Origin of the sequence: Phreatobacter sp., from assembly GCF_030691135.1 — a bacterium.
In the GTDB taxonomy this organism is placed as follows: domain Bacteria; phylum Pseudomonadota; class Alphaproteobacteria; order Rhizobiales; family Phreatobacteraceae; genus Phreatobacter.
The window spans coordinates 42,632-56,211 of sequence record NZ_JAUYFA010000031.1; the positions used below are offsets into that span (position 1 = coordinate 42,632).

Genomic DNA, 13,580 nt, shown 5'->3' on the forward strand with positions numbered 1-13,580 from the left:
CTAGCCGTGGTCCGCTGGATCCGCCACAACTACCCCGCCGCCATGCTGCCGTTCGACTGGGTCGTCGGCATGCTTGTGCTCGGCGCGCTGCGGGCCATCAGCGCGCTCGGCCCCGACAGGGCGAGCGACATCGGCGCCTGGATCCTGCCGCGGCTCGGTCGCCTGCTGCCGGTCAACCGCACCGGCTACGCCAACCTGAAGGCGGCCTTTCCCGAGAAGCCGGAAGCCGAGATCCAGGCGATCCTCGACGGCTGCTGGCAGAATCTCGGCCGCACCGCCTTCGAATATGCCTGCATGGACGATCTCTGGGACTATGATCCCGCAAGGCCCAACGACGGCCGCATCGTCACCGACGACGTCGCCCTCTACGAGCGGCTGCGCGACGACGGCAAGCCGGCCATCTTCTTCGCCGCCCATCTCGCCAACTGGGAGATGCCGGCGGTGGCCGCCGCCGCCCACGGTCTCGACACGACGGCGCTCTACCGCATGCCGAACAACCGGTTCGTCGCCCGCGCCATCCACCGGATCCGCGGCAAGACCATGGGCAAGCTGGTCGCCTCCGGCGGCAGCGGCGTGCTCCAGCTGGCCCGCGAGCTCGAGGCGAACAACCATGTCGGCATGCTGATCGACCAGCATCTCCAGCGCGGCGTCGACGTCACCTTCTTCGGCCGGCCCGCCAAGGCGAACCCGACCGCGGCCAGGCTCGCCCGCGAATTCGATTGCCCGGTCCACGGCGTCCGCGTCATCCGCCTGCCCGGCAACCGCTTCCGGCTGGAGGCGACGGAGGAGCTCGTCCTTCCCCGGGACGGCGAAGGCCGCGTCGACGTCAAGGCGACGATGCAGATGCTGACCGACATCGTCGAGGGCTGGGTCCGCGAACATCCCGAGCAATGGCTCTGGTTGCACCGCCGCTGGCGGTGACGGCACCGCCCGACGGCTCCGGCCAGGTCACGGACAGCCACCGGCGAGCCTCGTCCCAATGGGATGGTTAATGACCGTTTCCGATTGCACGCATTTTACGAAAACGTCGTAGCAATCTATCGCCCCTAAGGTCGTGGTTCGGAAACGTGCCCCAGGAGGCTGGCATGACCATCATGGACCAGGATCGTCTGAAGAAATTCGCCACCGACCGGCGCGGAAATGTCGCCATGACGCTGGCGCTGGCCGCGGTACCGCTGTTCGCGACCGTCGGCGGTGCGGTCGATTTTCACCGCGCGTCGCGGGACGCCGCCGAACTGCAGGGCGCCTTCGATGCCGCGGCGCTCGCCGGCGTGCGCCAGGCCGCCCTCGGTGATGCCGCGGTCAAGCAGACCGCCCAGAGACATATCGACGGCCACCTTTCCGGCCACCTGAAGAGCTATCCGGTGGCGATCGAAACCTCGGACGGCGGCAAGACGGTGCGCATCCGCACCGACGGCGCCACGATGCCGACGTCGATCCTCGGCGTCATCGGCATGCCGACCCTCAACGTCGTGGCGAAGTCGGCGGCGACCTCGACCACCTTTCACACCGTGACCAGCGCCAAGCCGATCATGGCCGAACTCGATCCGGAGGCCGGCGACTACAACCGCATGTATGTCTATTGCTTCGACAAGAGCCGCCAGAACCATGCCGATTTCGGCCGCTCGCAGATGACGGCCATCGCCGACAATGCCGGCACGAAGTACAATTTCAACATGCCCGCCTGCAAGCAGGGCGAGACGATCTCCTACCGCCTCTACAACGTCCGCAACGCCCGGACCAAGCCGCTTCTGTGGGACAACGCGACCCCCGGCACGCTGATCCCCAACAACCCGGCGGACTGGGCCTCGCCCTGGTCCAACAACCTCTCCTACAACTACTATTCCGACACGACCCTGACCGCCGGGGTGCCGACGCACAATTTCACCAATGCCGTTCCGATCCTGGAGACGGTGATCTGCGACAACCTCGGTCAGTGCAAGGCCAAGGGGCAGGGCGGCATCATTCCCGAAGGCAAGAACCGCACGCCGCAGCAGGCCACGAAGGCCTGCGAGCCCGGCAAGTTCATGTATTTCGGCTGGGAAGACCGCCCGCCGGGCTATGGCTGGACCGACGGCGACTATGACGACATCCGCGTCATCGTCGAATGCCCGAAGGTCAGCAGCACGGCCACAACCGTCGTCCGTCTGATCGAGTAACCCGGCGCGCGGCCGACCGGAGCCTGCCGGTCGGCTGCAGCGGGAGAACAGCCGCGCGGGGCGGACGCTTTCCTCGGGCTCGGGCCCGCCCTAAGAAGAGGGCATGCTCCTGCCCATCACATCCCCTGCCCCCGCCCCATGACAGACTGGTCCATTGATGCCGTCGTGATCGGCGCCGGGGTCGTCGGCCTCGCCGCCGCCCGCCGCCTGGCGCTCGCCGGGCTCGACACCCTCGTCCTCGAGGCGGCCGACGCCATCGGCACCGGCACCTCCTCGCGCAACAGCGAGGTCATCCACGCCTCGCTCTACTACCCGACCGGCTCGATCAAGGCCGCCGCCTGCCTGCGCGGCAAGCAGCTCCTCTACCGCTACTGTGCCGACCGCGGCGTGAAGGCGAAGGCCTGCGGCAAGCTGATGGTGGCGACGTCGGAAGACCAGTTGCCGAAGCTTCAGGCGATCTGGGACCAGGCCCATGTCAACGGCGTCGAGGGCCTGTCCTGGAAGACGGCGGACGAGGTGCGCGCCCTGGAGCCGGAAGTCTCCTGCATCCGCGCCTTCTTCTCAGCCTCGACCGGCATCGTCGACAGCCACGGCTTCATGCTGGCGCTGCAGGGCGACCTCGAGAATGCCGGCGGCATGGTCGCCTTCGAGACCCCCATCCTCGGGGCGAGCGTGACGGCGGACGGCATCGTGCTGCGCACCGGCGGCGCCGAGGCGGCCGAGATCACGGCCCGCATCGTCGTCAATGCGGCGGGCCACTACGCCCCGAAATTCCTGGCGGCGCTGGAGGGCTTCCCCCCGCAGCACAGGCCGAAACAATGGTATGCCAAGGGCAACTACTTCTCCCTCGTCGGCCGCCAGCCCTTCTCCCGCCTCGTCTATCCCATGCCCGACGGCGCCGGGCTCGGCGTCCACGCCACCATCGACCTGCAGGGCCGCTGCCGCTTCGGGCCGGACGTGGAATGGGTGGAGAGCGAGAACGACCTCGTCGTCGATCCGCGGCGCTCCGACGGCTTCTATGCCGCCATCCGCGCCTATTGGCCGGATCTGCCCGACGGCGCCCTGCAGCCGGACTATTCCGGCATCCGGCCGAAGCTGCATGGGCCGGGCATGCCGATGCCCGATTTCCGGGTCGATGGCCCCGAGGTTCACGGCATCCCCCGCCTGGTCAACCTGCTGGGCATCGAGAGCCCGGGCCTGACCGCCTCCCTCGCCCTCGCCGACCTCGTGGCAGCCCGCCTGGGCCTGCCCGCCCTGGAGACCGTGCCATGACCGAAGCTGCCACCGTCCTCGCCGCCGGCGCCGTCGTCACCGCCGAGGCCATCGCCGACGGTCGCACCAGCGCCCGGGCCGTGGTCGAGACGACGCTGGCGCGCATCGCCGCCGGCAACACCCGGCTCCATGCCTTCATCACGGTCCTCGCCGACGAGGCGCGTGCCGAGGCCGACATGCTCGATGCCCTCCAGGCCCGCGGCCAGCGCCGGGGACCCCTGCATGGCGTTCCCGTCGCGGTGAAGGACATCATCGACGTCTCCGGCCAGCGCACGCGCGCCGGGTCCATCACCCGCGACCACCTGCCGGCCGCCGCGGCCGACGCCTGGTGCGTGTCGCGTCTGCGGGCCGCCGGCGCCATCGTCGTCGGCAAGACGCACACGGTCGAATACGCCTTCGGCGGCTGGGGCACGAACCCGGTCGCCGGTACGCCGGTGAACCCCCATGACCGCGAGACCCACCGAGTCCCCGGCGGATCCTCATCCGGAACGGGCGTCGCGGTAAGTGCCGGCCTGGTTCCCATCGGCTTCGGCACCGATACCGGCGGCTCGGTCCGCCTGCCGGCCGCCTGGTGCGGCACGGTCGGCCACAAGACCTCGATGGGCCTCATCAGCCGGGCCGGAGTCGTGCCGCTGGCGTTGCATTTCGACACGATCGGCCCGCTGGCGCGCAGCGTGCGCGACGCCGCGGTGATGAGCCAGGTCATGCTCGGCTCCGATCCGGCCGATGCTTCGACCGAGGGCGCTCCCGGTCTCGACCTCGTCGCCGGACTGGAAGCCGGCGTGCGCGGCCTGACGCTGGGTGGCCTCGCCCTCGATCCGGACATCGCCGTCGACCCCGCCGTCGCCGCCAGCTTCAACGCAGCCGCCGCAGCCCTCGAAAAGGCCGGCGCCCGCCTCGTGTCCTTCGCCCTGCCCGACAGCCTGCGGACCTATGCCCAGGACGCCGGCGAACTGATGATGGTCGAGGGAGCCCACCACCACGGCGCCCTCGCGCGGGAGACCCCGTCCCGTCTCGGCGACTGGGCGGCGCGGCGCATCGGCGGCGGTTTCGACATTGCCGCCACGCGCTATTTCGCCGGGGTCGAGACGCGCCGGATCCGCATGGCCGCGGCGAACGCCTTGCTTGCCGACAACGGCATCGACGCCCTGATCCTGCCGACGACGCCGGCGCCCGCCGTGCCGCTGTCGCAGGTGGACGAGGCGGCGGCGCCCGGCATCTTCACCCGTTTCGCCAATTACCTCGAATGGTGCGGCGTCTCGGTGCCTGTCGCACCGACCACTGCGGGTCTGCCCGTCGGCTTCCAGATCGTCGCGCCGCAGTTCCGCGACGCCATGGCCCTGCGCATCGCCCGCAGCGTCGAGCAGGCTGTCGGCGGTCCGCTGCCGCTGCCGGGCTGATCGCCGCGCGCCCGTCTCCCAATTGCACCGACGACACGACGCGGCAGAGTGATCATTTCCGCGGCGCTGGGCATTTGCGCATCTTGGTCTCTCCGTGAAATTGCTCAGAAATCGGGCAATCTGCACACCTGTACGGCATTTCTGCGTCGGCGACTGAAAGTCAGGCGCCAGGAAGCCGGATCAATCGGCTCTTTGGAATGGCTGGCATGTGCCTTGCCAGTCCAGCCGAGGAAGCACCAGGGAGACTTCGTATGCGAACCATTTTCCGGCCGGCATTGATCGCCGGCGCCTTTGCCCTTGCGGGCGCGCTGCTGACGCCGGGCTCCGTCATCGCCCAGGAAAAGGTGCTGCGCATCGGCATGACGGCCGCCGACATCCCGCGCACCCATGGCCAGCCCGACCAGGGTTTCGAGGGCAACCGCTTCACCGGCATCCCGATGTATGACGCGCTGGTCCATTGGGACCTGTCGAAGGCCGATGCCGCATCCGTCATCACGCCCGGGCTCGCCCTGTCCTGGTCGGTGGATCAGGCCGACAAGAACAAGTGGACGTTCCGTCTGCGCCCCGGTGTGAAGTTCCACGACGGCGCGCCCTTCAACGCGGCGGCCGTGGTCTGGAACGTCCAGAAGGTGCTCGACCAGAACGCCGCCCATTTCGACCAGAGCCAGGTCGGCGTCACCGTCTCGCGCATGCCGAACCTCGCTTCGGCCCGCGCCATCGACGATCTCACCGTCGAGCTCACGACCCGCAACCCCGACTCCTTCCTGCCGATCAACCTGACCAACCTGTTCATGGCCTCGCCGGCCCACTGGCAGAAGCTGCTCGGCGAGGTTCCGGCCTCGGTCACCGATCCGAAGGCGCGTGCTGCCGCCGCCTGGATCGCCTTCGCCTCCACACCCTCGGGAACCGGCCCCTTCCGCGGCGTGCGCCTCGTGCCACGCGAGCGCTTCGAGATGGTCGCCAACAAGGACTACTGGGACGCCGCCCGCCGGCCGAAGGTGGACCGCGTCGTCCTTCTGCCGCTGCCCGAGCCGAATGCCCGTACCGCAGCCCTCCTGTCCGGCCAGGTCGACTGGATCGAGGCGCCGGCCCCGGATTCGGTGCCGCAGATCCGCCAGCGCGGCTTCACGCTCTACACCAACGCCCAGCCGCATGTCTGGCCCTGGCAGTTCTCGTTCCGCGAGGGTTCGCCCTGGCTCGACCGCCGGGTGCGTCACGCCGCCAACCTCTGCATCAACCGCGCCGAGCTGAAGGAACTGCTGGGCGGCCTGATGGAGATCCCGGTCGGCACGGTTCCCCAGGGCCATCCCTGGTGGGGCAATCCGTCCTTCCAGATCAAGTACGACCTGCCGGCGGCCCGCCGTCTGATGCAGGAGGCCGGCTTCTCCGCCGCCCGCCCGCTCAGCGTCAAGGTGCTGACCTCGGCCTCGGGCTCCGGCCAGATGCAGCCGATCGTCATGAACGAGTGGCTGCAGCAGGCGCTGAAGGAGTGTTTCTTCAACGTCGAGCTGGAAGTCGCCGAGTGGAACGCCGTCTTCACCAACTGGCGTGAGGGCGCGGGCCATGCCAATGCCCGTGGCGCCAACGCCACCAACGTCACATTCGCGGCCATGGACCCCTTCTTCGCCATGATCCGCTTCGTGACGCGGCAGACCAACCCGCCGGCCTCCAACAACTGGGGCTTCTTCAACTCCGACGAGTTCGACCAGCTCGCCGCGACCGCCCGCTCGACCTTCGACGATGCCGGTCGCGACAGCGCCCTTGCAGCCCTCCACAAGCGGATCGTCGAGGAGGCGCCGTTCCTCTGGGTCGCCCATGACGTCGGCCCCCGCGCCATGTCGCCGCGCGTCACCGGGGTCGTCCAGCCGCGCTCGTGGTTCATCGACATCGCGCCGATGGACATCCGCCCGGGCTCGTAATCCCGATCGATCACATAGGGCCGGGCGGCCCCTGCGGGTCGCCCGGTTCCTCCCTCCGATATCCTATGAGGCTGAGATGCGTTCATTCGACAGGCGACAGGTTCTCGTCGGTGGTCTTGCTGCAACCACGGTGTCCTTCCTCGACCTGTCGCAGGTCAGCGCCCAGGGCTCGGGCGTCCTGCGCATTGCCATGACCGCCTCGGACATTCCGCTGCCGAACGGCCAGACCGACCAGGGCGCCGAGGGCATGCGCTTCGTCGGCTTCAACGTCTTCGATTCCCTCATCCTCTGGGACCTCACCAAGGTCGACACGCCCGGTGGTCTCATCCCCGGCCTCGCGACGTCATGGCGCGTCGATCCGGCCGATCCGACGCGCTGGACCTTCGTCCTGCGCCCCGGCGTCACCTTCCATGACGGTTCCGCCTTCGACGCCGCCGCCGTCGTCTGGAACTTCGACAAGATCCTCAAGGCCGATTCACCCCAGCACGACCCGCGTCAGGCGGGTCAGGGCCGCACCCGCATCCCCTCGGTGAAGAGCTATCGTGCGCTCGACCCGATGACCGTCGAATTCGTCTCCAACACGCCGAACGCCCTGTTTCCCTACGAGATCTCCTGGATTCTGATGTCGTCGCCGGCACAGTGGGAGAAGGTCGGGAGAAGCTGGGACAGCTTCATCCGCAGTCCTTCGGGAACGGGACCCTGGAAAGTCGATCGCTACACGCCCCGCGAGCGGCTCGAGCTGATTCCGAACGCCGCCTATTGGAACCCCGCCCGCCGGCCGAAGCTCGACCGTGTCGTGCTGGTGCCGATGCCGGAGCCGAATGCGCGCACTGCCGCACTCCTCTCCGGGCAGGTCGACTGGATCGAGGCGCCCGCCACCGACGCGCTGCAGCAGTTGCGGGCCCGCGGCATGCAGATCACCTCCAACGTCTATCCGCACAACTGGACCTGGCATTTCTCGCGGGTCGAGGGCTCGCCCTGGAACGACATCCGCATCCGCAAGGCAGCCAACCTCGCCGTCGACAGGGCCGGCATGGTGGAACTGCTCGGCGGCATGATGCTGCCCGCCAAGGGCATGGTGCCGCCCTCCAGTCCGTGGTTCGGAAAACCCTCCTTCGACGTCAAGACCGATGTTCCCGCGGCCCTCAAGCTGATGGCTGAAGCGGGCTACAGCCCGGCGCGACCGCTGACCGTCAAGGCGATCATCTCGCCCTCCGGATCGGGCCAGATGCAGCCGCTGGTGATGAATGAACTCATCCAGCAAAATCTCGGCGAGATCGGCATCAAGGTCGAGTTCGAGGTGATGGACTGGAATGCGCTGGTCAGCTCCTGGCGTGCCGGGGCGAAGCACCCCTCCTCGCGCGGCGCCCATTCGACCAATTCGTCCTATTTCAGCCAGGACCCTTTCACCGCCCTCATCCGCCATCTCGACGGCGGGCTCCTGCCTCCTGCCGGCACCAACTGGGGCTACTATGTCGATCCGGACATGGATGCGCGACTGGCCAGGATCCGCTCGTCCTTCGATCCGGCGGAGCAGCTTGTCGCGATCCAGCGCGCCCATGAGAAATTCGTCGACGAGGCGCTGTTCCTGTTCGTCGCCCACGACGTCGCGCCGCGCGCCATGTCGCCGCGGGTGAGGGGCTTCGTCCAGGCACAGAACTGGTACCAGGACATCAGCCCGGTCACCGTCGGATGACGCGGCTCGCAGGACGCTCCGCATGCTAGTCTATCTCGGCAAACGCCTCGTCTACACGATCCCGATCGTCATCGGCGTGTCGGTCGTCTGTTTCGGCCTCGTCCACATCGCTCCGGGCGACCCGCTGGTATCTGTCCTTCCCCCGGACGCCTCGGAAGAGCTGAAGCAGCAGATGATGCGGGCCTATGGTTTTGACCGGCCCTATTACGAGCAGTTCTTCCTGTGGTGCGTGCGCGCCCTGCAGGGCGACCTGGGAACCTCGATCGCCACCGGCCGCTCCGTGTCCAGCGAGGTGTTCCGTGCGGTGAAGAACACCCTGCTCCTGTCCTTCGTCGCCACCCTGATCGGCTTCTTCTTCGGGCTGCTCTTCGGCTTCGTCGCCGGCTATTTCCGCAACAGCCCCATCGACAAGATCGCCTCCATCCTCTCGGTGATCGGCGTTTCGGTGCCGCATTACTGGCTCGGCATGGTGCTGGTCATCATCTTCTCCGTGCAGCTCAACTGGCTGCCGCCGACCGGCGCCGGCCCCGGCGGTTCTGCCGACTGGCAGCCGGACTGGGCGCATTTCCGGCACCTGATCCTGCCCGCCGTCACCATGAGCGTCATTCCCATGGGCATCGTGGCGCGTACCATCCGCGCGCTGGTCGCCGACATCCTCAGCCAGGACTTCGTGCCGGCGCTGCGGGCCAAGGGCCTCTCGGAACTCGGCATCTTCGGCCATGTCGTGAAGAACGCCGCTCCCACGGCCCTCGCGGTCATGGGCCTGCAGCTCGGCTACCTCCTCGGCGGCTCGATCCTCATCGAGACGGTCTTCTCCTGGCCCGGCACCGGGTTCCTCCTCAACGCCGCTATCTTCCAGCGCGACCTCCCCCTCCTGCAGGGGACGATCCTCGTCCTGGCGCTCTTCTTCGTCCTCCTCAACCTCATCGTGGACGTCATCCAGACGGCCATCGATCCGCGCATCCAGAGGAGCTGACCCGATGACCTCCGTCGCCTCGCTCCTGCCCCAGGACCCCGCCAAGACCGTCGCGCCGATCGAAAGGTCGCCTGGTTACTGGTCCGGCGTCGGCAAGCGCTTCAACAAGGACAAGCTGGCGATCGCCGCCGGCATCCTCGTGCTGCTCCTCGTCCTCATGGCCGTCTTCGCGCCGCTGATCGCCCCGATGGACCCCTATGCGGGGCGCACCATACGCCGTCTCAGGCCGGTGGGCACGGAAGGCTTCCCGCTCGGCACCGACGAGCTCGGCCGCGACATGCTCTCGCGCCTGATCTACGGCGCCCGCTATTCGCTGATGATGGGGGTCACCCCCGTGCTCATGGCCTTCGGCGTCGGCAGCCTCATCGGCATCGTCGCCGGCTATGTCGGCGGCAAGACCAACACCGTGATGATGCGCACCATCGACGTGTTCTACGCCTTCCCCTCGGTGCTGCTGGCGGTGGCGCTGTCCGGTGCACTCGGCGCCGGCATCCAGAACGCCCTCGTCTCGCTCACCATCGTCTTCATCCCGCCGATTGCCCGCGTCGCCGAGGCCGTGACGACGCAGGTGCGCAACCGCGACTATGTCGAGGCCGCCCGCGCCTCCGGCGCCAATGCCCTGACCATCATCCGCGTCCATGTGCTCGGCAACGTGCTCGGACCCATTTTCGTCTATGCGACGGGCCTCATCTCGGTCTCGATGATCCTCGCCTCTGGCCTGTCCTTCCTCGGCCTCGGCGTCCGTCCGCCCGAGCCCGAATGGGGCCTGATGCTCAACACCCTGCGCACCGCGATCTACAACCAGCCGCTGGTCGCAGCCCTTCCCGGCGTGATGATCTTCATCACCTCGATCTCCTTCAACGTCCTGGCCGACGGCCTGCGCAACGCCATGGATGTCAAGGTATGAGCCTGCCCCTGCTCACCGTCCGCGGCCTGGTCAAGCACTTCCCCATCGCCGGTGGCCTGTTCGGCCCGAAGAAGGTGGTGCGGGCCGTCGATGGCATCGATTTCGACGTGATCGACGGCGAGACGCTCGGCATCGTCGGCGAATCCGGCTGCGGCAAGTCGACCACCGCCCGCCTGCTGATGCACCTGATGGACCCGACGCAGGGCGAGATCCTCTTCGACGGCGCCAAGGTCGGCTCGCCCGACCTGTCGCTGACCGAGTACCGCCGCCAGGTCCAGATGGTCTTCCAGGACAGCTACGCCTCGCTCAATCCGCGCCTGACCATCGAAAGTTCCATCGCCTTCGGGCCGCAGGTCCACGGCGTGCCGCAGCGCGAGGCCATCGAGCGTGCCCGCGACCTGCTCGCCAAGGTCGGCCTCGAACCCTCACGCTTCGCCGGTCGCTACCCCCACGAGCTGTCGGGCGGCCAGCGGCAGCGCATCAACATCGCCCGGGCGCTGGCGCTGCAGCCCAAGGTCGTCATCCTCGACGAGGCCGTCTCCGCCCTCGACAAGTCGGTGGAGGCACAGGTCCTGAACCTTCTCCTCGACCTCAAGGAGGAGTTCAAGCTCACCTATGTCTTCATTTCCCACGACCTCCACGTCGTCCGCTACATGTCGGACCGCGTCATGGTCATGTATCTCGGCAAGGTCGCCGAGATCGGCCCGTCGGAAGCGATCTTCGAGGACCCGTTCCATCCCTATTCCGGCGCCCTCACCCGCTCCATGCCCACCATGGACCCCGACAACCGCACCGAGAAGGCGCCGCTCTTCGGCGATCCTCCGAACCCGATCGACCCGCCGCCAGGCTGCCGTTTCCACACCCGCTGCACCTTCGCCGAGGGCGTCTGTTCCCAGCGCGATCCGGTGCTGACCCGCGCGGCGACGCTGCACGATGTCGCCTGCCTGCGCTCCGAGCCCGGTTCCGGCCATACGATGGCGCCTGCTGCCGCGGCGGCGGCGTGAGGAACCAGAGATGCTGACTACCCCGCCCCTCGTTGATATCCGCAACCTCAAGGTCACCTTCACCGGCGGCCCCAAGCCGATCTGCGCCATCAACGGCGTCGATCTCGCCCTCGACCGCGGCGAGACCCTCGCCATCCTCGGCGAATCCGGGTCCGGCAAGTCGGTGACACTGCGCGCCATGCTCCGCCTCAACCCGGAGAAGCGCACCAGGGTCGAAGGCTCCATCACCGTCGGCGGCAAGGACGTGCTGGCGCTCGGCCCGAGGGACCTGCAGGCCTTCCGCGGCCGCGACGTCTCGATGATCTTCCAGGAGCCGGCGCTGGCCCTCGACCCGGTCTATACGCTCGGGCACCAGATCGCCGAGACCATCGTCAAGCACGACGGTGGCGCCTATGGCGACGCGAAGAAGCGGGCGCTCGACCTCTTCGAGCGGGTGCGTATTCCCTCACCCGAGCGCCGCCTTGACAACTACCCCCACGAGATGTCGGGAGGCATGCGCCAGCGTGCGATGATCGCCCTGGCGCTCGCCTGCAACCCGAAGGTCCTGCTCGCCGACGAGCCGACCACCGCCCTCGACGCCACCGTCCAGATCCAGATCCTGCTGCTGATCCGCGAGTTGCAGCGCGAGTTCGGCATCGCCGTCATCTTCGTCACCCACGACATCGGCGTCGCCGTCGAGGTCGCCGACCGGGTCGCGGTCATGTATGGCGGGCGGATCGTCGAGACCGGGCCGATCCGCAGCATCCTGCGCAACCCCCGCCATCCCTACACGATCGGCCTCCTGAAGAGCCGCGCCCACGACGCCATGACCAAGGGCACCCGGCTCGACGCCATTCCCGGCTCGCCGCCCGACCTCGCCAACCTGCCGCCAGGCTGCTCCTTTGCGCCGCGCTGCAAGCTGGCGCTGCCCGCCTGTTCGGAGACGACTCCCGAGCCCGTCGCCGTCGGTGGGGGCCACGAGGCCCGCTGTTTCCGGACGGACGCGACCGCGCCGGCGGCGGCATGATCGGCTAGGCTGGTCGAACCCTCGCCGAACCGGACCCCGTCGTCGCCATGCATCTGACCATCGTCAATCCCAACACCACCGCCTCGATGACCCACGCCATCGGCGAGGCGGCGCGCGCCGTCGCCGCCCCCGGCACGACCATCGAGGCGGTCAACCCCGACAGCGGCCCGGCCTCCATCGAGGGCTATTACGACGAGGTCTATTCCATTCCGGGAATGCTGGCGGAAATGCGCGCGCGGCCCGGCTCGGACGGCTTCGTCATCGCCTGTTTCGACGATACCGGCCTCGATGCCGCCCGATCCCTGATGGCGGTGCCGGTGGTGGGCATCGGCGAAGCCGCCATGCATGTGGCGACACTGCTCGCCACGAAATTCACGGTCGTAACGACACTGGCCGTCTCGGTCCCGGCGCTGGAGCACAATGTCCATAAATACGGCTTCGCCCACCGCTGCGCGCGGGTGCGCTCCTGCGAGGTGCCGGTGCTGGAGCTCGAAAATCCCGCCTCCGACGCCCGTGCGCGCATCTCGGAGGAGATCGCGCGGGCGAAGATCGAGGACCGCGCCGAGGCGATCGTGCTGGGCTGCGCCGGCATGGCGGACCTTGCGGCAGCGCTGTCGGCCGAGCACGGCCTGCCGGTCATCGACGGCGTCGCGGCGGCGGTGAAGCTCGCCGAGAGCCTGCATGCCCTCGGCCTGAAGACCTCCAAGGCCGGCGGCTATGCACCGCCGCGGCCGAAGGCCTATCGCGGGCAGTTCGCGTCGGCGGCCGTCTCAACGGACGGTTAAGGGCTGTGCAATAGTCTGGCGTCGACGCTTCCGTCAGAAACGGGTTGCAAGCCGTGTCGACCACCGCAGTCACCGAGCGCCGCGCGATCCCGCGATCGCGCACCTTCTGGAAGGGAACGGTCCTGTTCCCCGGTGGCCTGCGCTCGACCGAATGCACCGTCCGCAACTTCACGCACCGCGGCGCACGGCTCGACTGCGGCGGCGTCGGTGATCTGCCCGATCACTTCCAGTTGAAGATCCCCCAGAAGGGCGAGACCTTCGATTGTTCCGTCACCTGGCGCCGCCCGCCCGATATCGGCGTGGCCTTCGTGGCAGAGAAGCCATCGGGCACCGATTCGCTGTCGGACAAGCTGAAAGCGCTCGAACTGCAGAACCGCAAGTTGATGCGGCGCCTCAACGAGCGCGATTCCGACTGAACCACCTGCAGGTCACGTCACCGGCCGGGTGCCCTTGCCA

At 68.1% G+C, this 13,580-nt stretch carries 12 protein-coding genes; all 12 read left to right on the plus strand.

Going from position 1 to position 13,580, the window contains the following annotated elements:
• The first annotated feature begins 6 nt into the window (after positions 1-6).
• The 12 genes from Q8O26_RS04880 (at position 7) to Q8O26_RS04935 (ending at position 13,540) form a co-directional block, all read left to right on the plus strand.
• The gene (locus Q8O26_RS04880) at positions 7-921 is read left to right on the plus strand and encodes a lipid A biosynthesis lauroyl acyltransferase (RefSeq protein WP_305574053.1); all 915 of its coding nucleotides are present in this window, start codon (positions 7-9) and stop codon (positions 919-921) included.
• A gap of 164 nt (positions 922-1,085) precedes the next feature.
• Positions 1,086-2,159: a TadE/TadG family type IV pilus assembly protein gene (locus Q8O26_RS04885; RefSeq protein ID WP_305574055.1), complete on the plus strand. Its 1,074-nt coding sequence runs from the start codon at positions 1,086-1,088 to the stop codon at positions 2,157-2,159.
• Positions 2,160-2,297: 138 nt separating this feature from the next.
• Positions 2,298-3,431, plus strand: a complete 1,134-nt coding sequence (locus Q8O26_RS04890; RefSeq protein WP_305574057.1) for an NAD(P)/FAD-dependent oxidoreductase — start codon at positions 2,298-2,300, stop codon at positions 3,429-3,431.
• A complete protein-coding gene (locus tag Q8O26_RS04895; RefSeq protein ID WP_305574059.1) occupies positions 3,428-4,831 on the plus strand; it encodes an amidase in 1,404 nt (467 codons plus the stop codon). The genes Q8O26_RS04890 and Q8O26_RS04895 overlap by 4 nt, the downstream gene beginning before the upstream one ends.
• A gap of 251 nt (positions 4,832-5,082) precedes the next feature.
• A complete protein-coding gene (locus Q8O26_RS04900) occupies positions 5,083-6,750 on the plus strand; it encodes an ABC transporter substrate-binding protein (RefSeq protein ID WP_305574061.1) in 1,668 nt (555 codons plus the stop codon).
• A 76-nt stretch (positions 6,751-6,826) separates the two neighbouring features.
• Entirely contained in the window at positions 6,827-8,446 is a 1,620-nt protein-coding gene (locus Q8O26_RS04905; RefSeq protein ID WP_305574063.1) for an ABC transporter substrate-binding protein, read from the plus strand.
• Between the two features lie 22 nt (positions 8,447-8,468).
• On the plus strand, positions 8,469-9,422 hold the full coding sequence (locus Q8O26_RS04910; RefSeq protein WP_305574064.1) for an ABC transporter permease: 954 nt from the start codon (positions 8,469-8,471) through the stop codon (positions 9,420-9,422).
• Positions 9,423-9,426: 4 nt separating this feature from the next.
• A complete protein-coding gene (locus tag Q8O26_RS04915; protein WP_305574066.1) occupies positions 9,427-10,329 on the plus strand; it encodes an ABC transporter permease in 903 nt (300 codons plus the stop codon).
• Positions 10,326-11,333: an ABC transporter ATP-binding protein gene (locus Q8O26_RS04920; protein WP_305574068.1), complete on the plus strand. Its 1,008-nt coding sequence runs from the start codon at positions 10,326-10,328 to the stop codon at positions 11,331-11,333. The genes Q8O26_RS04915 and Q8O26_RS04920 overlap by 4 nt, the downstream gene beginning before the upstream one ends.
• A gap of 10 nt (positions 11,334-11,343) precedes the next feature.
• Positions 11,344-12,339, plus strand: coding sequence for an ABC transporter ATP-binding protein (locus tag Q8O26_RS04925; RefSeq protein ID WP_305574070.1), 996 nt, complete (start codon positions 11,344-11,346; stop codon positions 12,337-12,339).
• Between the two features lie 47 nt (positions 12,340-12,386).
• Positions 12,387-13,124 carry an aspartate/glutamate racemase family protein gene (locus tag Q8O26_RS04930; protein WP_305574072.1) on the plus strand — a complete coding sequence of 246 codons (738 nt, stop codon included), beginning with the start codon at positions 12,387-12,389 and terminating at the stop codon, positions 13,122-13,124.
• 53 nt (positions 13,125-13,177) lie between these two features.
• Entirely contained in the window at positions 13,178-13,540 is a 363-nt protein-coding gene (locus Q8O26_RS04935; protein WP_305574074.1) for a hypothetical protein, read from the plus strand.
• Positions 13,541-13,580 lie beyond the last annotated feature (40 nt).

Excerpts from the sequence above, each read along its gene's own strand:
- Q8O26_RS04920 (WP_305574068.1), top strand. The coding sequence starts at position 10,326 with ATGAGCCTGCCCCTGCTCACCGTCCGCGGCCTGGTCAAGCACTTCCCC.
- Q8O26_RS04895 (WP_305574059.1), top strand. The coding sequence starts at position 3,428 with ATGACCGAAGCTGCCACCGTCCTCGCCGCCGGCGCCGTCGTCACCGCC.
- Q8O26_RS04905 (WP_305574063.1), top strand. The coding sequence starts at position 6,827 with ATGCGTTCATTCGACAGGCGACAGGTTCTCGTCGGTGGTCTTGCTGCA.
- Q8O26_RS04900 (WP_305574061.1), top strand. The coding sequence starts at position 5,083 with ATGCGAACCATTTTCCGGCCGGCATTGATCGCCGGCGCCTTTGCCCTT.
- Q8O26_RS04915 (WP_305574066.1), top strand. The coding sequence starts at position 9,427 with ATGACCTCCGTCGCCTCGCTCCTGCCCCAGGACCCCGCCAAGACCGTC.
- Q8O26_RS04930 (WP_305574072.1), top strand. The coding sequence starts at position 12,387 with ATGCATCTGACCATCGTCAATCCCAACACCACCGCCTCGATGACCCAC.
- Q8O26_RS04890 (WP_305574057.1), top strand. The coding sequence starts at position 2,298 with ATGACAGACTGGTCCATTGATGCCGTCGTGATCGGCGCCGGGGTCGTC.
- Q8O26_RS04925 (WP_305574070.1), top strand. The coding sequence starts at position 11,344 with ATGCTGACTACCCCGCCCCTCGTTGATATCCGCAACCTCAAGGTCACC.
- Q8O26_RS04885 (WP_305574055.1), top strand. The coding sequence starts at position 1,086 with ATGACCATCATGGACCAGGATCGTCTGAAGAAATTCGCCACCGACCGG.
- Q8O26_RS04910 (WP_305574064.1), top strand. The coding sequence starts at position 8,469 with ATGCTAGTCTATCTCGGCAAACGCCTCGTCTACACGATCCCGATCGTC.